Origin of the sequence: Streptomyces sp. NPDC087440, assembly GCF_044744005.1 — a bacterium.
Taxonomy (GTDB): Bacteria; Actinomycetota; Actinomycetes; order Streptomycetales; family Streptomycetaceae; genus Streptomyces.
Map to the genome: position 1 here is coordinate 1 of NZ_JBIUXN010000012.1, position 19,609 is coordinate 19,609.

The following is a 19,609-nucleotide window of genomic DNA, read 5'->3' on the forward strand; positions in this document are numbered from 1 at the left end:
TTGTTCTTGCGTTTCCGACTCTATCAGACTGTTTCCAGTGCCGATTTCCTCGGTGCTTTCCAGGTTCTTCGCTTTCGCGTTTTCCCTTTCCGGCGATTCCGACTCTATCAGAAGCATTTTGGCCGAGCTAATCGGCTTCGTGATTCTGAAAGGGAATCAGGAGGCCCTTACGTGGAATCGATATTCCAGATTCCAGTAGAGCGAGAGAGAGACTAACTGGCTGCCCTTGATTTTGTCCAATCAAGGCAACCGTTCGAATCTACCTCCCCCTTCGAACCATGTCAACGGTTTTTTGGGGCGTTGAGAAGACTAGCAGGTCAGAAGGGGTGCCTGCACATCACGCGGCGGTCGGAAGCTCGGCGCTGCGGGCCGCGCGTTCGATGTCGCCCTGTTCGCCGGATCGAGCCGCGCGACCTCCGCATACGTACACGTAGATGAGGAAGGCCAGCTCGGCGGCGGCGCCGATGGTGATGCGCGCCCAGGTGGGGAGGCTGGAAGGGGTGACGAAGCCTTCGATCAGGCCCGAGATGAAGAGGACCAGGGCCAGGCCGACCGCCATGCCCAGGGCGGCCCTGCCTTCTTGGGCGAGGGCCGCGCGGCGGGTGCGGGGCCCCGGGTCGATGAGGGTCCAGCCCAGGCGTAGGCCCGTGCCGGCGGCGACGAAGACGGCGGTCAGTTCCAGGAGGCCGTGCGGGACGACCAGGCCGAGAAAGGTGTCCAGGCGGCCGACGGAGGACATCAGGCCGATGCCCACGCCGAGGTTGAGCATGTTGAGGAAGAGGATCCAGAGGACAGGCACGCAGAGGAAGGCGCCCAGGACGAGGCACATGGCTGCCGCCTGGGCGTTGTTCGTCCAGACCTGGGCGGCGAAGGAGGCGGCGGGGTGGCTGGAGTAGTAGGTCTCGTACTGGCCGCCCGGGCGGGTCATCTCGCGCAGGTCGGACGGGGCCCCGATCGAGGCCTGGACCTCGGGGTGGGCGGCGATCCACCAGCCGATGACCGCGGCCAGGGCTATGGAGAGGAGTGCCGTGGGAATCCACCAACGGCGGGAGAGGTAGACGGCGGACGGGAAGCCGTGGGTCAGGAAGCGGGCCGCGTCGCGCCAGGAGGCGTGGCGGGTGCCGGTGACGGTGGAGCGCGCGCGGGCCACGAGTTGGGTGAGGCGGGCGATCAGGACGGGGTCCGGCGTCGTGGACTGGAGGAGGGAGAGGTGGGTGGCGATGCGCTGGTAGAGGGTGACGAGTTCATCGATCTCGGCGCCGGTGGGACGACGACGGCCCAGGAGGCGGTCGAGGCGGTCCCACTCGGCGTGGTGGGCGGTCACGAAGACGTCGAGGTCCATGATCGGCTGCTGCTCCAGGCACTGGGTCCGGGTCCGACGAGAAGGCACAGCACTGCGCGCGCTGGGTGTCAGCTTGGCAGACTGAGGATTTCAGGGGCGCGAAGGGCTGCGAGAGGTGAGCACCGGTGAGTGAGTTCGTGACGGGTGACGCGGTCGTGCTGGGGGTGCGGCCTGCGCGTCTGCCGAGCCGGGCGTTGGCGCTGCTGATCGACATGGTGGTGGTGTGGGCGGCTTACCTGGGCATTTCGCTGGGGCTGGTGTTGGCCACGGCTTCGCTGGATGAGGCGGCCGCCGCAGCGATCATGGTCGGAACGTTTCTGCTGGTGCTCGTCGGGGCGCCGATCGCGGTGGAGACGCTGACGCGTGGCAAGTCGCTCGGGAAGCTGGCCTGCGGGCTGCGGGTGGTCAGGGACGACGGCGGTCCGATTCGATTCCGCCACGCCTTGGTGCGGGGGGCCGTGGGGGTCGTGGAGATCCTCGCGACGTTCGGGGTGGTGGCGTGTGTCGCGTCGTTGGTTTCCGAGCGGGGGCGACGGATCGGGGACGTGTTTGCGGGGACGCTCGTGGTGCGGGAGCGGGTGTCGGTGGGGCGGACGGATGCGGTACCGCCTCCGCCGCCGTGGTTGGTGGGGCGGTTCGCCGAGTTGGATCTGTCGCGGGTGCCGGACGGGTTGTGGCTTGCGGTACGTCAGTACCTGACCCGGATGCGGATGTTGGACCCGCAGGTCGGAACGGCGATGGCGGGGCGGCTGGCCGGGGACCTGGCCGGGTGCACCGGTGTGGCCGTGCCTCAGGGGGTGCCGGCGGCGGCCTATCTGGCGGCTGTGGTGCACGAGCGGCAGATGCGGGACGCACAGCGGGCGATGCGGGCGGCAGCTTCGGCGGGGGTGCCGGGGACGGCGGCGCTGGGGTCGGGGGTTGCGGGGGCGGGTGCTGCCGGTGGGGCGATGGGCAGTGCGGGGCCTCCTGCTCCTGCTCCTGCTCCTGCTCCTGCTCCTGCTCCTGCTCCTGCTCCTGCTCCTGCTGAAGAATCCTCGGGTGGGCGGCCTGCGAGGACGGGTTTCGCGCCGCCGGCTTAGAAAGAGGTGGGGTCCTGGTCCGTGGGCTCGGTGGGGAAGACCGAGGGTGGGGTTTCGAGGTGTTCCAGCTCGATGCCCGGGGCCGAGAGGACGACGTCGCCCGCGATGTGGATCTGGTGCTGCTCACCGGTGTCCAGGGCGTTGACCTGGTATTCGTCCACCATCAGGGGGCCGTTGTCAGTGGCGTGTGCTTCGCTTTTCACCAAGGACCAGGACTGGTCGAGCGTACGTGGTGCCAGGACCGGGTCCGTGAAGGCGACCAGGCGGACGCGAGTGGTGGGGGAAGCGGGGGTGAGGCGCAGGAGACGGGTCAGAGCGACGAGGAATGCCGGGGAAGTGCCGGTGAAGGCGTGGGCGCGGACATTGCCTTCGGTGGCGTGAACTCCGGTCGGGTCGGTACGGACCCAGGTGACGCCTTCCAGGGCGGCTCCCCGGACCTGCCAGCTCGCAGCGTGGAGTTCGAGGCGGATGGGGCGGCCGAGGTCGTCGAGGGCGAGGTCGACGGAGCCGGAGTGGTCGCCGGAAGGGGTGGTGGTCTGGGAGACGTAGCGCCAGCCGGAGGGGCCGGGCGCGCAGTGGAAGTGTTCTTCGCCGAGAGGGGTGTGGTCGTGGGGATCGTGGAGCGAATAACGGCCGCGGGGCATGGGGTGCTTCGGGTCCTTCGGGTCGGTTGAGGGCCTGGCCCCGCGGGGCGGGCGTGAGGGCGGCGAGTGCGTCGGGGACGCGCGGGTCGTCGGGCAGTGGGTCGTACGGGCCGCCGGTCGTACGGAACTCCGCCGACGGAACGCGGGGCTCGGGACGCGAGGCACGGTTCACGGGGCAGGGAGCTCGGCACGGGGCTTGTCGGCACATCGGATCGTACGGGGAAGGCCCGTGCGGGCTGTGGTGGTGGGGGCCGGGGGCCTTCAGCCGGGTGTCGGGGCGGTCAGCCGGGGTGTCCCGGTGGCGGGGTGGGTCGGGGCTCTGTCCCAGGGCTGCCAGGGCCTTGCGCTCTCAGCCTCACCGGGCCGACGCGGCCTGGCTCCGCAGGCACGCGGGTGGCTCCGGGGCCCCCGGGGGGCTTGGTGCGTGGGGGTGGGGACGGGGCAGGCCCCCGGCACTGGGTGGCGGGGGCCTGCGGGACAGCTGGGCTGTCGACTGCTGCTGGGGAGCGGCGTGGTGCCGGTCGGATCAGTAGCGGTAGTGGTCCGGCTTGTACGGGCCCTCGACCTGGACGCCGATGTAGTCGGCCTGCTCCTGGCGGAGGGTCGTCAGCTTGACGCCGAGGGCGTCGAGGTGGAGGCGGGCGACCTTCTCGTCGAGGTGCTTGGGGAGCACGTAGACGTCGGTCGGGTACTCGGACTGCTTGGTGAAGAGCTCGATCTGGGCCAGGGTCTGGTCCGCGAAGGAGTTCGACATCACGAAGGAGGGGTGACCGGTGGCGTTGCCCAGGTTGAGGAGGCGGCCCTCGGAGAGGACGATCAGGACCTTGCCGTCGGGGAAGGTCCAGGTGTGGACCTGGGGCTTGACCTCGTCCTTGACGATGCCGGGGGTCTTGGCGAGGCCGGCCATGTCGATCTCGTTGTCGAAGTGGCCGATGTTTCCGACGATGGCCTGGTGCTTCATCTTGGCCATGTCGGCGGCCATGATGATGTCCTTGTTGCCGGTCGTGGTGACGAAGATGTCGGCGATGGAGACGACGTCGTCGAGGGTGGCGACCTGGTAGCCGTCCATCGCGGCCTGGAGGGCGCAGATGGGGTCGATCTCGGTGACGATGACGCGGGCGCCCTGGCCGCGGAGGGACTCGGCGCAGCCCTTGCCGACGTCGCCGTAGCCGAAGACGACCGCGACCTTGCCGCCGATGAGGACGTCGGTGGCGCGGTTGATGCCGTCGATCAGGGAGTGGCGGCAGCCGTACTTGTTGTCGAACTTCGACTTGGTGACGGCGTCGTTCACGTTGATCGCCGGGAAGAGGAGGTTGCCGTCGCGCTGCATCTCGTACAGGCGGTGGACACCCGTGGTGGTCTCCTCGGTCACGCCGCGGATCTCCGAGGCGAGGCGGGTCCACTTCTGGCCGTCCTCACCCAGGGTGCGGTTGAGGAGGGTGAGGATGTGGGCGTACTCCTCGGAGTCCGCCGTCGACGGGTCCGGGGCGGCGCCCGCCTTCTCGAACTCGACGCCCTTGTGGACGAGGAGGGTGGCGTCGCCACCGTCGTCCAGGATCATGTTCGGGCCGCCGGTGGGGGTGTTCGGCCAGGTCAGGGCCTGCTCCGTGCACCACCAGTACTCCTCCAGGGTCTCGCCCTTCCAGGCGAAGACCGGGACGCCCCGCGGGTCCTCGGGGGTGCCCTCGGGGCCGACCGCGATGGCGGCGGCGGCGTGGTCCTGGGTGGAGAAGATGTTGCAGGAGGCCCAGCGGACCTCGGCGCCCAGGGCGACGAGGGTCTCGATGAGGACCGCGGTCTGCACGGTCATGTGGAGGGAGCCGGTGATCCGGGCGCCCGCGAGGGGCTGGGTGGCGGCGTACTCCTTGCGGATCGACATCAGGCCGGGCATCTCGTGCTCGGCGAGAGTGATCTCCTTGCGGCCGAAGGCGGCGAGGGAGAGGTCGGCGACCTTGAAGTCCTGGCCGGTGGCGACAGTCGTCATGAAGTGCTGCTCCTCGTGAGGTGGTTCGAGGTGGTTACGGCTGATCTGCGGCGGCGGGCACACGAATGCCCGAGCACTCGCAGCGCAGTCCGTCGGAGGCCCTCTCTCCCTCGGCCGGTCCTGCGGACCGCCCGACCGCCATCAGCAGCGACGTCTGGCTAGGGTCACGAACTTACACCGATCGGCCCAGCGGGCCCCAGTCCGCCCCCGGAGTCCCGGTCGAAGGAAGTCGCGTTGCGGGGCTGGGCATTTCGGGAGGTTCGGGGCCTGTCGCCGGTCCGGTGCTGGTGGCGGGGGTGCTGGGTGGCCGGTGTGACGCGGGCGGCGGGGCCGAAATCGTACGGTCGGAGAACGAGTGAAGGCCCGCGCCGGGGCGGCGGGGCCTTCAGGGGGTGGAACGGCGGTGCGGTCAGAGGGTCTTGCCGGGGGTGGGGCCGCCCGGGGTGTGGGCCGGGTTCTCGCCGGCGGCGGCAGCGGCCTCGCTGTAGATGTCCGGCTCCAGGTAGATGACGCGGGCGATCGGGACGGCGGTACGGATGCGCTCCTCGGCGGCGTTGATCGCGGCGGCGACCTCGGCGGCGGTGTCGTCGTGCTGGACGGCGATCTTGGCGGCGACGAGGAGTTCCTCGGGGCCGAGGTGGAGGGTGCGCATGTGGATGACGCGGGTGACGGTGTCGCCGTCGACGACCGCGGCCTTGATCTTGTCGACCTCTTCGGTGCCGGCGGCCTCGCCGAGCAGGAGGGACTTGGTCTCGGCGGCGAGGATGATCGCGATGGCGATCAGCAGGATGCCGATGCAGAGGGTGCCGATGCCGTCCCAGACGCCGTTGCCGGTGAGGAGGGCCATGCCGACGCCGCCGAGGGCGAGGACGAGTCCGATGAGTGCGCCGAAGTCCTCCAGGAGGACGACGGGGAGCTCGGGGGCCTTGGCGCGGCGGATGAAGTTCTTCCAGGACTGGTTGCCGCGGGTCTGGTTGGACTCCTTGATGGCGGTGCGGAAGGAGAAGCCCTCGGCGATGATCGCGAAGACGAGGACGCCGACCGGCCAGTACCAGGCCTCGATGGCGTGCGGTTCGTGGATCTTCTCGTAGCCCTCGTAGATGGCGAACATGCCGCCGACGGTGAAGAGCACGATGGAGACGAGGAAGGCGTAGATGTAGCGCTCGCGGCCGTAGCCGAAGGGGTGTTCCGGGGTGGCTTCGCGCTTGGCCTTCTTGCCGCCGAGCAGGAGCAGGCCCTGGTTCCCGGAGTCGGCGAGCGAGTGGACGCTTTCGGCGAGCATCGAGGACGAGCCGCTGAAGAGGAACGCCACGAACTTTGCTGCGGCGATCGCGAGGTTGGCGGCGAGTGCCGCCACGATTGCCTTGGTGCCGCCTGACGCGCTCATGGGTGCAGGGTTCCTTCCTGGATGTCCTGGATGCTGCGGCCCGAGCGCCGCGGTGGGTGTGGCGGCACATTGTTGCAGCTTGGCGGGGCGCCGGGGGCTGCTGGTTCGTCAGATGACGACGGTGGCGCGGAATACCGTTCCCGGTCCGGACAGTTCGGTCTTTTCGCCCGCCGGTACGAAGACGGACTCGCCGGGGGCCAGGGGGAGGTCGCCCGCGCGGGGGGAGCCCGCGGTGCACAGCAGGATCTGTGGGGCGCCGTCGGGGAGGTGGGCCGGGGCGGCGCCTTCCGCGAGGACGTAGCGGGAGAGCCGGAACTCGTCGATCGGTGTCGCGTAGAGCTCTTCGCCGTCGGGGGTGGCCTCGGGGCGCAGGACGCCGGGGTCGGTGGCCTCGAAGCGGACGACGCGCAGGAGTTCGGGGACGTCGACGTGTTTGGGGGTGAGGCCGCAGCGCAGGACGTTGTCGGAGTTGGCCATGATCTCCACGCCGAGGCCGTCGAGGTAGGCGTGCGGGACGCCGGCGCCGAGGAAGAGGGCTTCGCCGGGCTGGAGTCGTACGTGGTTGAGGAGGATCGCGGCGAGGACGCCCGGGTCGCCGGGGAAGTGGTGGGCGAGGTCGGCGTAGGCGGCGTACGCGGCCGCGGCGGTGGGCTCGGTGGCGGGGTCGGCGGCCAGGCGGGCGGCGGCGTGGGCGGTCGCGGTGACGGTGGCGGCGAGCTCGGTGCGGTCGGCGGTCAGGACGGCGGTGAGGACTTCGCGCAGGGCGGCTTCCTCGGGGCGGGCGCGCAGCAGGTCGGCGTACGGCTTGAGGGAGTCGACGCCGAGGGCGTCGAAGAATGCGGCCGATTCTGTGGGAACTCGGAATCCGCACAGTCCGTTGAACTCGGTGAGGGCGCAGATGAGTTCGGGTTTGTGGTTGGCGTCCTTGTAGTTGCGGTCCACGGCGCCGATCGGGACATGGCGGCGCTCCTCGTCGGCGTACCCCTCCTGCGCCTGGGCGAGGTTCGGGTGGACCTGGAGCGAGAGCGGTGCTCCGGCGGCGAGCACCTTGAAGAGGAACGGCAGTCGCGGGCCGAACTTCTTCACCGCCGCGGTGCCGAGCTCGCCCTCGGGGTCGGCGGCGATGACGTCGGAGAGCGCCTCGGCGTGGCCGCGGTCCGTCATGCCCGGGATGCCGGGGGCGGGGCGGGTGATGCGGGAGGGTGCGCCCGGGTGGGCGCCCATCCACAGTTCGGCCTGCGGTTCGCCGGTGGGCTCGACGGCGAGGAGTTCCGGGATGGCGGTCACGGAACCCCAGGCGTAGGGGCGCACGGTGTTGGCGAGGCGATCCATGGTGGCTCTTTTCCGGTCCGGGGCCGTGGTGCGGACTCGATCCTCGGGGGCGGTCGGGAAGTCCCGGCGACGAGTCCGTGGAGCAGAAGAGAAGAGAGGGGTTTCTGGGGTTACGGATGTGGGGCGCGACGGCGGTCTTCGGTGGTCGTGGCGGGGGGGGGTGGTCAGTCGGGGGGAGGTGCGGAGGCAGTGAGGGTGAGGTAGGCGGTCGCGAAGTCGGTGACGGCGAGGAGTTCGGCGAGGCTTTCGAGTTCGCTGCCCTCTTCGGGTTCGAGTTCGCTGAGGGGTGTGTCGTGGCCCAGGGCCAGTTCGCGGGCGGCGGGGGCGGCGGAGAGGCCTCCGGTGGGCCGGTCGCGGAGGAGGACCACGCGGGCGCGCAGGGCCTGGGGCTCGTCCACCCGGTCGCGGAAGAAGTCGTCCGGGTCGGCTCCGGCGGCGTACCCGCCGGTGAGGAGCGTGCCGTGGGCGGTCAGGGCCTCGGGCAGTTCGGCGGCGAGGGCGGGGCGGCCCGCCAGTTCGGCGAGGACGGCGGCGAAGCGGCGGCCTGCCGGGCCCGCGAGGGTGCCTTCGGTCCACACGAGCGGGAGTGCGTCGACGAGTTCGGAGGCGAGGGTCTTGGCCGGGTTGCTGTACGTCACGATCGCGGGCCCGCAGCGTTCGGCGGTGCGGTCGAGGCGGTCGGCGACGCGTTGCAGGGCGTCCGGCGGGGCGGCGATCAGGCCGACGCGGTCCAGGAGGACCAGGAGCGGGGTGAGGAGGGCCCAGAGGGGGCCGGGGCCCGCGGTGGTTCCCTCGTCGTACTCCTCGTACGGGGCAGTGGCCATCGGGACGAGGAGGCCGGTCGCGCCGTTGACGGACTCGCTGAGCGGGGAGCGCTGGGGGGCGACGGCGACGACGGTGCAGCCGCGTCGGTAGGCCTGTTCGGCGAGGAGGGCGAGGCCGGGTTCGGCGCCGTCCGTGGTGACGACGAGGAGCAGGTCGACGGGGCCCGCCCAGCCGGGGAGCGCCCAGCGCAGGGCACCCGCGGCGGGGGCGACGCCGGTGGGGCGCAGGTGCGTCACCGGGCAGGTGGCGCCGGCGAGGGCGGTCAGCAGGTCTGCCACGCCGGTGGCGGCGACGCCGGGGCCCGCGATCAGTACGGCGCGGGGGCGGCCGTCGGGCTTGAGGTCGGCGAGGCCGGCTTCGGTGGCGTGCCGGGCGGCGGTACGGACCCGGGCTCCCGCTTCGGCGGCTCCGCGCAGGAGGCCGCGGTGGTCGGCGCGGGCCAGTGCTTCCGGGCTGTCGAGGAGCGACTCGTCGAGCATGGGGTGGGGCCTCCGATCGCCGTGCACGGGAGAGGGCTCGGGGTTCGTGCGGAGGGGGCTCGGAGTGCGGGTCCCTGCTCCGGGTGTGCTCCGGGTCCGGGGGGCCCGGCCGGGGCCCTCGGCGTCGGCCGGGTTCGGAACGTACCGGATCAGGCGGGGCGGCGGGCCTCGTCGACCAGGAGGACCGGGATGCCGTCGCGGACGGGGTAGGCGAGGCCGCAGTCCTTGCTGGTGCAGATCAGTTCGGGGGTGTCGGCTGCCGACTCGTCGCCGAGGGGGGAGTGGCAGGCCGGGCAGGCGAGGATCTCCAGGAGGCCGGCTTCGAGTGGCATGGGGTGGGTCCCTTCGGGGTGGTGCGTGGGTGGGGATGTGGGGTCAGCTTATCGCTGGGGGGTGGGGGGAGGGGGGCGGCTTGGGCTGGGCGGAGCCGGGGGTGGGCGGGGGCTTCGGGCGTGGTGGGGGCCTTCGGGCGCGGCCGGGGGCGAGAGGGCCGGTACGGGGGTGGGCCCGTGTCGGGCGGGCCGCCCCCTTGCCCGCCCGTTCCGCCCCCTTGGGGCGGCCCCGTCGCCCAAGGGGGCGGGGCCTCGGCCGGGGGTTAGGAGCGGATGAGGGTGAGGACTTCGTCGCGGATTTTGAGCATGGTGGGTTCGTCGCGGGCCTCGACGTTGAGGCGGAGCAGGGGTTCCGTGTTGGAGGCACGGAGGTTGAACCACCAGTCGGGGGTGGACACCGTGAGCCCGTCGAGGTGGTCGAGGGTGGTGTCCGGGAGGTCGGCGTAGGTGGCCTGCACGGCGGCGGTGCTGGCGGCCTGGTCGGCGACGGTGGAGTTGATCTCGCCGGAGCCCGCGTAGCGGTCGTAGGAGGCGAGGAGCGCGGAGAGCGGAGCCTTCTGGCCGCCGAGGGCGGCGAGGACGTGGAGGGCGGCGAGCATGCCCGTGTCCGCGTTCCAGAAGTCCTTGAAGTAGTAGTGCGCGGAGTGCTCGCCGCCGAAGATGGCGCCGGTGGTCGCCATCTCCTGCTTGATGAAGGAGTGGCCGACCCGGGTGCGCACGGGGGTGCCGCCGTGTTCGCGGACGACCTCGGGGACGGACCACGAGGTGATCAGGTTGTGGATGATCGTGCCCCGGCCGCCGTTGCGGGCCAGCTCGCGGGCCGCGACCAGGGCGGTGACGGCGGACGGGGAGACGCCCGCGCCGTTCTCGTCCACGACGAAGCAGCGGTCGGCGTCGCCGTCGAAGGCGAGGCCGAGGTCGGCGCCCTCGGCGACGACGCGGGCCTGGAGGTCGACGATGTTCTTCGGGTCGAGCGGGTTCGCCTCGTGGTGGGGGAAGGTGCCGTCGAGTTCGAAGTACATCGGGACGAGGGTGACGGGGAGGGAGGCGAAGACGGTGGGGACCGTGTGCCCGCCCATGCCGTTGCCCGCGTCGACGACGACCTTGAGCGGGCGCATCGCGGAGAGGTCGACGAGGGACAGCAGGTGCGCCGCGTAGTCCGTCAACGTGTCGCGGGAGACGAGCGTTCCCGGGGCGTCCACCGGTGCCGGGGCCCCGCTGTGCGACCACTCCTCGACCAGGGCGCGGATCTCCGCGAGGCCGGTGTCCTGGCCGACCGGGGCGGCGCCCGCGCGGCACATCTTGATGCCGTTGTACTGCGCCGGGTTGTGCGAGGCGGTGAACATCGCGCCGGGGACGTCCAGGGTGCCCGAGGCGTAGTAGAGCTGGTCCGTCGAGCAGAGGCCGATTTCGGTGACGTCCGCGCCGCGGGCCGCGGCCCCGAGGGCGAAGGCGCGCGCGAGGCCGGGCGACGAGGGCCGCATGTCGTGGCCGACGGCGATCGCCTCGGCGCCTGTGACCTGCACGAAGGCGGCTCCGAAGAGTTCCGCGAGGTGCTCGTCCCACTGGTCGGGCACCACCCCACGTACGTCGTACGCCTTCACGATCTGTGACAGATCAGCAGCCACGGGCCACTCCTCCGGAAAGTCTTGTTCGGACATACCAAACTACCCGTACGGGGGTTCTTTGGACCGTAGGGTGACGTTTCCTCGGGCGGGGGTGGGACCTACTCGGGCGAGCGGAGGACCCGCAGGTGGCCGCGGCGGGCGGCGGAGGGGGCGGCCGGGTTCGCCGAGCGCGCGCTGTTGGCGTCCGGGTCGGCGGGGCGTTCGTGGGGCCTGGCGGCCTCGCGGACCGCGTTGGCGAGGGCTTCCAGGTCGTCGCCGCTGGGGCGGGCCGGTGCGGAGCCGTCGGAAAGGCGCACGACGTCCCAGCCGCGGGGTGCGGTCAGGCGGTCGGAGTGCTCGGCGCACAGGTCGTAGCAGTGCGGCTCGGCGTAGGTGGCGAGCGGACCGAGGACGGCGGTCGAGTCCGCGTAGACGTACGTCAGTGTCGCGACGGCAGGGCGACCGCACGCAGTGCGCGAACAGCGACGTACAGGGCTCACGACGTTGGACGGTACCGCACTCTTGAACGGGCCGCGACGACTCTCCCCCGACGTCACCCCACCGTGTCGTTCCCGGGCGGATGTCCCGGCCGCCTGCGCGAGCACCGTTCTGACCTGCGGGGAGACCGCTGCGGGCGGGGGTTGTCGGGTCCTTGCCCGGTTGCCGTGGGCGACGAAATGCGTCGACTTCGACGGGACAACCGGTCGCAGGAGGCTACGAAAACGAGCCCGCACTTGGCTGAAATGATCATTCTGCGACAGCGGAGGCACCCGGACGAGAGCCCGGAAGGCGCGTGGCCGGAGGTGGGCGGGAGCCGGATGGGAGCCGGGCGGGAGCACGATCGCCGCGCTCCGCGGAGGGCTACGCTGCGTCAGTGATGGACAGTTCCGGACCGCCCCGCTCCCCCGACCCGCACGCACCCGAGTCGCAGGCCGCCGAACCGCGGCCCACGGGTCCCAGGCCACGCAGGCGGGACCGCCACGGGCGCGGCATGCGCGGCCCCGTCGCGCCGCCGCAGGTGCCGCTCTCGGCCAGCAGGGCGGAGGCCTTCGGCGACCTCGTGCAGGACTCCGTGGAACGGCTGGAGCGGCGCTGGCCGCAGCTGGCCGAGGTCGACTTCCTGGTGCTCGACGTGCCGCGCGCGGCGGCCGCGGACGGCCCCGAGGAGTGGTCGGACGAGCCCGTGCCGCTGGGCGGGGTGGTGCCCTCCGAGGAGGGGCGTCCGGCGTGCGTGGTGGTCTACCGGCGTCCCGTGGAGATCCGTACCAAGAGCCGCGACGAGCGGGCGCTGCTGGTGCACGAGGTGGTCGTGGAGCAGGTCGCGGAGCTGCTGGGGCTGGCCCCGGAGTCGGTCGACCCGCGTTACGGGCAGGACTGACGCGAGCACTGTCGCGTACGGGGTCCCTGTCACCGGTACTGGTGACAGGGACCCCGTCCGTGCGAGGGGCGGGAAGGGCGTCAGTCGTCGAGCGCCGAGTCCAGCACCGAGAGGTCGTTCTTCGCGCGCGGCACCACGACGGTGCCCTTGTCGTCCGGCATGGACTGGACGGTGAACATCGGGACGCGGTCCTCCATGAGCGTCAGGATGCGGGCCGCGTGCACCGGACCGCCCGACACCGACTCCACGGTGAGCGCGTAGGAGCCCTTCAGGCCGGACGGCACGGGGGCCGCCACCGACAGGGTCGCGCCCGCCTTGAGCTTGTACGTCTTGGACGTGGGCGTGCCGCCCTGGCTGCCGGCCGAGGCCGTCACCCGGACCTCGCCCGCGGCGCCCGGCGCGGTGAGCGAGAGCACCGAGCCCTGCGCCCTGTTGTCGGCGACGGTGGAGCGGGCGCCGACGGGGGCGGTCGCGGGGACGTAGGCGACCTCCTGCTTGTCCTTCAGGCCCCGTACGACGCGCATCGCGGCCACCACCGGGGCGCCCTTGGTGCCTTCCGTGGGGCTGAGCACCAGGGCGCCCGCCTCTCCCCTGGCGACGTTGCCCAGGTCGAGCGAGGCCGTCATGCGGGACTTGACGTGCAGGGACTCCGCACCGGCCGGGGTGAGGGAGCCGTTGGCGCCGGCCAGCTTCACCTTGAGGTCGGCGTCCGCCTCGCCGGTGGCGAACACCACCAGGCGCACCGAGGTGGCGTCGGCGGGGACGGCGGGGAGCACGACGGTGCCCGCCGGGTCGGCGGAGGCGGTCAGCCAGTCGCCCCCGACCTTGTCCTCCAGCGCCTGCACCGCCGCGCCGACGCGGCCCGCGCGGGTGGTGACGTGCACGGTGGCGTCGTTGACCTTGGCCGGGGACAGGGTGGACAGCAGGACGGGGACGGTGGCGTGCGGCGGGACGGTGATGCCCTCCCCCGCGTCGGACTCGATGGCTCCCTGGGGGCCGTAGAGCTCGACGTCGGCGACGGCGGCGGAGTCGTCGGGGTTGGTGAGGTGGACGTAGTCCTGGCGGGCCTCGGCCGTGCTCACGCCCGGGAACCAGAACTCGGTGTCGGGTGCGGAGCAGCTCACGCCGAGCAGGCCGCGGCCCGCGCCCAGCCTGGTGGTCTGCTGGGCGGCCCAGCCGGGCGCGAGAGCGCCGTCCGCGGTGCCGACGAGGGCGGGGGCGTCCGCGCCGCTGGCGGTCGCCGTGACGGGCTTTCCGGGCTCCTTGAGGGTGACGGTGGGCTTCTTGGCGGGCTTGCCCGGGACCGTCACCGGCACCAGCTCCGCCGTGCCGGACTTCGCGTCCGTCGCGCCGCCCTTGGGGGTGAAGGAGGTGTAGGTGGTCTCCGCCAGGTCGGAGGTGCTGGGTGCGGGGCACAGCAGGCTGGAGCGCTCCACGGGCAGCCGGGCGGCCGCCGTGCCGGTGCTCTTCGCGCCGGACTGCCCGCCGGAGGGGGCGGCGATCGAGGCGAAGCCGGTGACGGCGGCGAGGGCGACGACGGCGCCGATCAGGGAGAGGGTGCTGCGGTTCATCGGTTGTTGCTCCCGTCGGGGCGCTGCCGGTCGTGGTGCGGGTCGTCGCCCTGCTCGTCCGCGTAGGGGTCGTACGGCTGGGGGCTGTACGCGGGCGGCTGCTGGAACGAGGACGGGCCGCCGAAGTAGGCGCTGTCACCGGTGCCGGTGTTCTGGTCGCCGGTGCTGGTGCTGCCGTCACCGGTACCGGTGCTCGGGTAGGGCTCGTACGGCTGCTCCTGCTGGGGAGTGCCCTGGGGCTGCTGCTGATAGCCGTACGGGTCGTAGTCGTACCCCGGGGTGCCGTAGCCCTGTTGCTGCGGCTGCTGGTAGGGGTCCTGGGCGGTGTACTGGCCCTGTTGTCCGTACTCGGCGCCGGTGTTGGCGCCCGCGTAGGCCTGGGCGTCCCAGTCGCCGTACGTGCCCTGCTGGGGCACCGACGCGTAGGCGCCGTCCTCCTGCTGCTCCGGGTAGGGGGAGGCGTAGGGGTCGGCGACGGGTGCCGGGGCCGGTGCCTGCTCGGCCTCCGCCTCGGCGGCGGCGCGCAGCCTGCGGGCCCGGCGGCCCTCGCCCTCGACGGGGGCGGCCGGGACGTCCGGTGCGGCCGCCGGGTCGGCGTCGGGGAGGTCGTCGTCGATCTCGCGGCGGCGGCCCGGCAGGGCGAGCACCACGAGGACGACGGCGAGCGCGCCCTGCGCCCACAGCCAGGCGGTGTGGGTGAGCGGGGACGCGTACGTCAGGTCCAGCCTGCCGCCCTCGGCGGGCAGTTCGAAGCCCTGTGCCCAGCCGTCGACGGTCTTCTTGGTGAGTTCACGGCCGTCGAGGGTGGCCTTCCAGCCGGGTGCGGCGGTGTCCGCGAGGCGCAGCACGCGGCCCGTTTCGCCGCCCTTGACGGTGGTGTGCGCCTCGATGCGCTGGGAGGCGACGGGGACGGGTTCCACGCCCTCCTTGGGGGAGACGATCGCGAGGCGGGCGACCTGGCGCTCGACGCGCCACAGGGCGCTGCCGTCGAGCTGGCTGAGCCGGCTGAGGCCGGGCGTGGAGTCCAGGACGCGGCTCATCTGCCGGGAGGCGGCGCCGTCGCGCACCAGGACGTAGCGCACGGCGTAGCCGCCGAGCTGACCCGCCTGGTCGGCGCCGGAGCCGGCGACCAGGTTGGAGACGATCTTGTCGAGGCCGGGGGTGGCGCCCGCGGCGCGGGTGAGTTCGGCGTCGCCGAGCCGTCCGCCGGAGCCGCGCACCAGGGAGTACGCCACCTGGTCGGCGGAGCCGCCGCCGAGCACCAGGGTGCGCGGCTGGTCGCGGGTGGTGGACTCCTCGGCGACGAACGCGGGCACCTGCACCGGGTCGCGGCGGTCGAGGGGTCCGTCGGCGCCGACGGCCATCCAGCCGACGGCGGCCAGGACCGGCGCGAGCGCGGCCGCGGCGGCGATCAGGACGGCGACGGGCTGGCGCCAGCCGAAGTTCTGGGAGGCGACGCGCACGCGGGCACCGTCGGCGCCGAGCACCGAGGCGGCGATCAGCGCGAGGCCGTAGACGAGGGTGGCGGGGCCCGCCCAGCCGTCGCGGTTGGCCAGGACGGCGAAGACGAGCGCGAGGACGGCGACCGCCCAGGCGCTGCGGACGGCGAACTGGCGCTCGCCGCGCAGCAGGGCGGCCAGGGCGGCCAGCACGATGCCGACGAGGAGCAGTCCGCCCGCGGTCTTGGGGCCGCCGGGGCTGATGCCCAGGAGGTCCAGCGGGGTCGCGGAGCCCGCCCCGAAGGGCAGTCCGGCCTCGCGCAGCAGGGCGGCGGGGTCGGTGAGCAGCGACAGCGACCAGGGCGCGAGCACCAGCAGCGGTGTGCCGACGGCCGCCACGAAGCGCAGGGCGTAGGCGGTGATGTCGTCGCGCCGCAGCACCAGGACGCCGATGCCGAGCAGTACCGCCAGCGGCCACACGATCGGGGTGAAGGCGGTGGCGATGGTGAGCAGGAGTGCGTACGACCACACCGAGCGCCAGCTGGAACGCGCACCGGCACTGGTGCGCGCGCCGCTCGCGGAGACGGCGCACCGGGCGATCAGCGGCAGCAGCACGGCGAGGATCGCGGTGCCGATGCGGCCGCCGGCGAGCGCACCGGTGACGGCGGGCAGGAAGGCGTACGCGACGGATGCCCAGGCGCGCAGCAGCCGGGACTCCACCAGGGGCCGGGAGGCGAAGTACGCGGTGAGTCCGGCCAGCGGCACCGAGCACACCAGGATCAGTGTCAGGGCGGCGTGCGTGGAGCCCAGCAGCAGGGTCGCGAGGGCGGCCAGGAGCGCCAGGTAGGGCGGGGCGGACTGGGTGCCGCCGGTGCCGGTGGGGTGCCAGGAGTGGGCGTAGCGGGACCAGAGTTCGGCGGCGCCGTCGGGGGTGGGCAGCAGGGCGCCGCCCGCGAGGGAGCCGGGGCCGAACAGGCCCCGGCAGGCGACGAGGGCGACGATCAGCAGGAGGGCGAAGAGGGCCGGTCCCGGTTTGCGGGCGACCTTCTTGACCCGGGCGAACTGGTCGACCTCCAGGAAGTCGGCGTCGTCGCCGCCGGGCCCGGACTCGACGGCGCCGTGCCGGGAGCCGCCGGACTCGGCCTCGTTGCCGCTGCCGAAGGAGCCGGCGACCTGTTCGACGGTGGCGCGCAGGGTGGCACCGGGCGGCGGGAACAGGGGGCGCAGTTCGGATGCTTCGACGTCGCCCTTGCCGCGGGCCTTGCGGGCGGCGAGGACGCGTCCGGGGCGCAGCAGGACGCCCATCAGGCCGGTGACTTCGTCGACGGCCTGTCCGGGCACCTTGCCGACGAGGTAGGCGAGGGTGCGCAGGAGGGTGCCGACGACGAGGCGCAGCAGGACGTAGGGGAGCACGGCGCCGCGGGCGTTGGCGAGCATCGTGTAGACGGCGCCGGCCTTGTCGACGCGGTGCGGGTTGGCGACGTTGCGGCCCGCGCAGTCGACGGTGCGGCGTTCGCGGGCGGCGGCCTCGGCGTGCCGCACGACGGCGTCGGGGGCGACCAGGACGCTGTGTCCGGCGGCGTGCGCGCGCCAGCACAGGTCGACGTCGTCGCGCATCAGGGGCAGGTAGCGGTCAAAGCCGCCGAGCTCTTCCCAGACGTCGCGGCGGATCAGCATGCCGGCGCTGGAGACGGAGAGGACGGAGCGCACCTGGTCGTGCTGGCCCTGGTCCTGTTCGCGGCGGTCCAGGCCGGTCCAGCGGCGGCCGGAGTTGGCGATGGAGACGCCGACCTCCAGGAGCTGCTTCTTGTCGTACCAGCCGCGCAGCTTGGGGCCGACGACGGCGGCGGTGTGGTCGGAGTCGGCGACGCGCAGGAGGTGGGCGAGGGCGTCGGGGGCGGGGGCGCAGTCGTCGTGCAGCAGCCACAGCCACTGCACGGGTTCGCCGTGCGGCAGGTCGGGCATGTCGTAGGCGTCGTCGCGCCACTGCCTGCTGACGGGGTCCCAGCCGCTGGGCTTCTTCAGGTACGGCAGTTCCTCGGGGGTGAGGACGGGTGCGGTGCGCACCGCCTCCTCCACGGCCGTGCCGAAGCCGGTGCGGCGGGCGAGGTGCAGGACGCGTTCGTCGCCGAAGGCCTCGGCGACGAGCTGGGCGGAGTCGTCGGCGCTGCCGGTGTCGGCGGCGACGGCGTTCTGCACCGGGCGTTCCTGGCCGAGGAGTCCCTGCAGCACGTCGGGGAGCCAGCGCGCACCGTCGTGGGAGACGAGTACGGCGGTGACGACGTGGCGGGGGAACTCGGGCGGGGTGGCGGCGGCCGCGTACGGGGCCGTTGGTTGACTGACGGACATCGACGTACGGGCCCTCCGGCCGGGGTCCGGGGGTCGCCCCCCGGAAGGCTGGTTAACGCTGGCTGCGGTGCGCACGAGGGCCCGTGGGGCACCCGGTGCGATCGCCGGACAGCGGCCCACACTAACGGCTGCGCATGCAGACGGTCCGCCGCCTGCGGGGAAGGGGCAGGCGGCGGACCGTTCGTTGTGTACTGCCTTGTGCTGTTTTGCTGGGCGGTGCGGCCGGGGCACCGCGGCGGTGCGGCTGTTCGTTCGGGGGCCGCCCCGCATATACCGCTCAGACCGCGGCCTTCTTCAGTCTCCGGCGTTCACGCTCGGACAATCCGCCCCAGATTCCGAAGCGTTCGTCATTCGACAGGGCATATTCAAGGCATTCCGAGCGGACTTCGCAGGCGAGGCAGACCTTCTTTGCCTCACGGGTGGAACCACCCTTCTCGGGAAAGAAGGACTCGGGGTCGGTCTGGGCGCACAATGCGCGCTCCTGCCAGCCGAGTTCCTCGTCCGCGTCCTCGACCAGCAGTTGCTGGAACAGCTCGGTCATGTGCGCCCCTCGTCTGTCTTTTGTCTTCCCCGTGATGTTGCCGTTACCGAATCCGGCCGAACGACACGAGTGAAATTACAAGTGTGTAGCTCCGTGGCAGTCAAGCCGGGATCTGCTATTGGGCCCGTTATTCACTCTGCGGAACCAAGGCTATGCGGAAAGTGTTCAAATCGCCAAAAACCGTGACACAAGACCTCGCCTCGACAACGGGTACCCCCGACAGGGAGGAAGACGCGGAAGAGATGGATCTTGTTGCGGTTCGCCCCGTGAAGCGACTCGGATCACAGTCGGATCACGAGACGGCAACGGTGCGCAGGTGAACGCGGAGCGGGAGAAGCACAGACGCGGCGCGTGTCGCAGTGCGCGGGGCCCGCCGGTGAACACTGACGGTTGCAGCGCGGTCTCTCCACGTCAGCGACCGCACAAACCTTTCTGCGTCCAGGCTCACCGCATGAGGTGAAACATTGCCGCCAAACCGGTTGTCGAGTTGACAGCCGACGAGGCTGCCGGTCACCTTTGTTTCCATGCCAGCGACCGCAGCACTCCCCGTGACCCACACCCGTGTGGTCCGCAGTGCTGCCCCGGCCCGCTGTCACTGTTGCTGTCACAGCTGTTGAAGCCACCCGCGCTCCAGCTCTGAAGAGCCCCGAGGCTCTGCCGCCGAAGCCCCGCCCGTCCCGGGCCGCTCCGGCTCCGGCCCGCCGCACACCCCACCCCGTGTGCGCCGCGTCCCGCTCGCACCCCACGCACCGGTGCGGCACCCGTTCTGCGACACCCCAGCACTGACTGCCTAGGAACCCCCGCACCATGAACAGCGACAGCGACCTCCAGATCGCCGGCGACATCCTTGAGGTCACGCACCTCCTGGCCCCCGCCCGCGAGCACCCCGCCACCGTGGCCGAGTTCGCCGGCCTGGCCCGCTCCATCGCCGCCGACCGCTCCCAGTGGGCGCACCTGGTGCGCTACGACGCCACCACCCGCTGGTACCACCGGCTGCGCACCGGCCCCGGTTACGAAGTGTGGCTCCTGAGCTGGGTGCCCGGGCAGGGCAGCGGGGCACACGACCACGGGGCGTCCTCGGGCGTCCTCACCGTCCTTCAGGGCGAGCTCACCGAGCGCGGCGACAGGGGTGCGCGGACGCTCGGCACGGGCGCGCAGTACGTGTCCGTGCCCGGTCACGTCCACGAGGTCGTCAACGACTCCCTGGAACCGGCCGTGAGCCTGCACGTCTATTTCCCCGGGCTCACCGAGATGCCGATGTACACGGCGCCCTTCGCGACCGCCCAACAGGATGTCAGCACCGCCTGACACGCCCGCCCG

Annotated in this window: 15 protein-coding genes; 3 read left to right on the forward strand and 12 right to left on the reverse strand. The window is 72.2% G+C overall.

All coding sequences use genetic code 11. The features are described 5' to 3' along the window. Nucleotides 1-337: 337 nt before the first annotated feature. Complete coding sequence (locus ACIO3O_RS23040) at nt 338-1,342, reverse strand: stage II sporulation protein M (protein ID WP_401748724.1); 1,005 nt, start codon at nt 1,340-1,342, stop codon at nt 338-340. A gap of 125 nt (nt 1,343-1,467) precedes the next feature. Between ACIO3O_RS23040 and ACIO3O_RS23045 the strand changes: the two genes are divergently transcribed. After that, the gene (locus ACIO3O_RS23045; RefSeq protein ID WP_401748726.1) at nt 1,468-2,421 is read left to right on the forward strand and encodes an RDD family protein; all 954 of its coding nucleotides are present in this window, start codon (nt 1,468-1,470) and stop codon (nt 2,419-2,421) included. Here ACIO3O_RS23045 and ACIO3O_RS23050 read toward each other — a convergent pair. From ACIO3O_RS23050 to ACIO3O_RS23085, 8 genes are all read right to left on the reverse strand, one after another. Next, nucleotides 2,418-3,065 carry a hypothetical protein gene (locus ACIO3O_RS23050; protein WP_401748728.1) on the reverse strand — a complete coding sequence of 216 codons (648 nt, stop codon included), beginning with the start codon at nt 3,063-3,065 and terminating at the stop codon, nt 2,418-2,420. The two genes, ACIO3O_RS23045 and ACIO3O_RS23050, sit on opposite strands and share 4 nt — an antisense overlap. A 526-nt stretch (nt 3,066-3,591) precedes the next feature. Next, complete coding sequence (gene ahcY, locus ACIO3O_RS23055) at nt 3,592-5,049, reverse strand: adenosylhomocysteinase (protein ID WP_401748730.1); 1,458 nt, start codon at nt 5,047-5,049, stop codon at nt 3,592-3,594. A 409-nt stretch (nt 5,050-5,458) separates the two neighbouring features. Further along, the gene (locus ACIO3O_RS23060) at nt 5,459-6,436 is read right to left on the reverse strand and encodes a cation diffusion facilitator family transporter (RefSeq protein WP_401748732.1); all 978 of its coding nucleotides are present in this window, start codon (nt 6,434-6,436) and stop codon (nt 5,459-5,461) included. A 108-nt stretch (nt 6,437-6,544) separates the two neighbouring features. Continuing rightward, complete coding sequence (gene manA / locus ACIO3O_RS23065) at nt 6,545-7,768, reverse strand: mannose-6-phosphate isomerase, class I (protein WP_401748734.1); 1,224 nt, start codon at nt 7,766-7,768, stop codon at nt 6,545-6,547. A 164-nt stretch (nt 7,769-7,932) separates the two neighbouring features. Next, nucleotides 7,933-9,072: an SIS domain-containing protein gene (locus tag ACIO3O_RS23070; protein ID WP_401748736.1), complete on the reverse strand. Its 1,140-nt coding sequence runs from the start codon at nt 9,070-9,072 to the stop codon at nt 7,933-7,935. A gap of 149 nt (nt 9,073-9,221) precedes the next feature. Beyond that, on the reverse strand, nt 9,222-9,404 hold the full coding sequence (locus ACIO3O_RS23075) for a Trm112 family protein (protein ID WP_401748738.1): 183 nt from the start codon (nt 9,402-9,404) through the stop codon (nt 9,222-9,224). Nucleotides 9,405-9,667: 263 nt separating this feature from the next. Further along, nucleotides 9,668-11,032 carry a phosphomannomutase/phosphoglucomutase gene (locus ACIO3O_RS23080; RefSeq protein WP_401748740.1) on the reverse strand — a complete coding sequence of 455 codons (1,365 nt, stop codon included), beginning with the start codon at nt 11,030-11,032 and terminating at the stop codon, nt 9,668-9,670. Between the two features lie 98 nt (nt 11,033-11,130). Then, entirely contained in the window at nt 11,131-11,568 is a 438-nt protein-coding gene (locus ACIO3O_RS23085; protein WP_401748742.1) for a DUF3499 domain-containing protein, read from the reverse strand. A gap of 320 nt (nt 11,569-11,888) precedes the next feature. Here ACIO3O_RS23085 and ACIO3O_RS23090 point away from each other — a divergent pair, with 320 nt between their 5' ends. Next, nucleotides 11,889-12,389, forward strand: coding sequence for a metallopeptidase family protein (locus ACIO3O_RS23090; RefSeq protein ID WP_401748744.1), 501 nt, complete (start codon nt 11,889-11,891; stop codon nt 12,387-12,389). 80 nt (nt 12,390-12,469) lie between these two features. Here ACIO3O_RS23090 and ACIO3O_RS23095 read toward each other — a convergent pair whose 3' ends face one another. The 3 genes from ACIO3O_RS23095 to ACIO3O_RS23105 form a co-directional block, all read right to left on the reverse strand. Continuing rightward, entirely contained in the window at nt 12,470-13,960 is a 1,491-nt protein-coding gene (locus ACIO3O_RS23095; RefSeq protein WP_401748745.1) for a DUF5719 family protein, read from the reverse strand. Beyond that, nucleotides 13,957-17,748: a glycosyltransferase gene (locus ACIO3O_RS23100; protein WP_401748746.1), complete on the reverse strand. Its 3,792-nt coding sequence runs from the start codon at nt 17,746-17,748 to the stop codon at nt 13,957-13,959. Before ACIO3O_RS23100 ends, ACIO3O_RS23095 begins: the two co-directional genes overlap by 4 nt. A 277-nt stretch (nt 17,749-18,025) precedes the next feature. Beyond that, nucleotides 18,026-18,289, reverse strand: coding sequence for a WhiB family transcriptional regulator (locus tag ACIO3O_RS23105; protein WP_030927001.1), 264 nt, complete (start codon nt 18,287-18,289; stop codon nt 18,026-18,028). An 807-nt stretch (nt 18,290-19,096) separates the two neighbouring features. Between ACIO3O_RS23105 and ACIO3O_RS23110 the strand changes: the two genes are divergently transcribed. Next, nucleotides 19,097-19,597: a cysteine dioxygenase gene (locus ACIO3O_RS23110; protein WP_401748748.1), complete on the forward strand. Its 501-nt coding sequence runs from the start codon at nt 19,097-19,099 to the stop codon at nt 19,595-19,597. The last annotated feature ends 12 nt before the right edge of the window (nt 19,598-19,609 follow it).